Origin of the sequence: Moorena sp. SIO4G3, assembly GCF_010692305.1 — a bacterium.
Taxonomy (GTDB): Bacteria; Cyanobacteriota; Cyanobacteriia; order Cyanobacteriales; family Coleofasciculaceae; genus Moorena; species Moorena producens_A.
The window spans coordinates 1-1,058 of the sequence record NZ_JAAHIG010000766.1 but is presented as its reverse complement, the minus strand read 5'-3'; the positions used below and the strand labels follow the sequence as shown (position 1 = coordinate 1,058).

Annotated in this window: 1 protein-coding gene; it reads left to right on the top strand. The window is 43.0% G+C overall.

The window, feature by feature from the left end:
• Nucleotides 1-163 precede the first annotated feature (163 nt).
• Nucleotides 164-883, top strand: a complete 720-nt coding sequence (locus F6J99_RS45295) for a hypothetical protein (RefSeq protein ID WP_293124058.1) — start codon at nt 164-166, stop codon at nt 881-883.
• Nucleotides 884-1,058: the final 175 nt, after the last annotated feature.

The window sequence follows — 1,058 nt, the reverse complement described above, 5'->3', positions numbered from 1 at the left end:
AAAGAAGAGAAATGGCGTAGGGTGCGTTAGGGAGGGGCTAGCCCTGATTTTCCAAATCTTTCCCAGTGTTGAGACAGCCCGTCCCGTAACGCACCACCGGATCAAACCGTAAAAATGAGATGCACCCGTTTAGAGTAACCCTTTTCTATGGAGCAAATATAGAATGAAGAAGCTTAATAATACGAATTTGATACTTGCATTATTCACACTTATGGGGTTATATACTACTCCCATAAATGCTCTGGAGCGTCGCCCGATTGAATCAATCCCTACCCAAGAATTGACCAAAGAGACAATGGGGATAAAAAGCAATGGTGATTCACTAAAAATGGCATGGTATTTATTACCGGAAGCCTATGGCTTACCTCCACAACCAGTAGTGTTAATTGCAGTGGTAAAAGCAAAGATGAATCCTTTTGGTGTTACTACATTTTCCTCTGAGATTGAAGCCCAGAGAGGACTAAAAGTTACCTATACTAATTCTAAGGGCATACCTAGAGAATTAGTGCCAGTACCGAAAACTGCTGATATTAGTAATTTTGTAGGAGTATTCAAACCATTTTTCTCGAAATTTGCGGGAGAATTTGGCGAAGGAATGTGGTTTTTTACCTATAAAAACGTTGATATTTTTGGGAATCCGATTGTGTCCCCTTATGAAGCTGGAGAATTAAAAATTGATATGGGTATTCCAGAAGAACCGTCAAATATTGAAGCTGGAGAATTAAAAATTGATATGGGTATTCCAGAAGAATCGTCAAATATTGCTTTGATAAACTTTCCCCTGAATTCCCTCTTTGTTCCAAGAGTATGTCCTGGTGGTAAACCTGCCCATGTATCGTGGAAATATTGCCCATGGGATGGTACACCACTCCGAGAAGATTGATACCGAGTTGCATTCAAAGAGAGTAGATTGGTTGGATAGGGAGATAGGGAGATGGGGAGATGGGGAGATGGGGAGATGGGGAGATGGGGAGATAGGGAGATGGGGAGATAGGGAGATGGGGGGATGGGGAGAGGGGGAGATGGGGAGATGGGGAGAGGGGGAGATGGGGAGATGG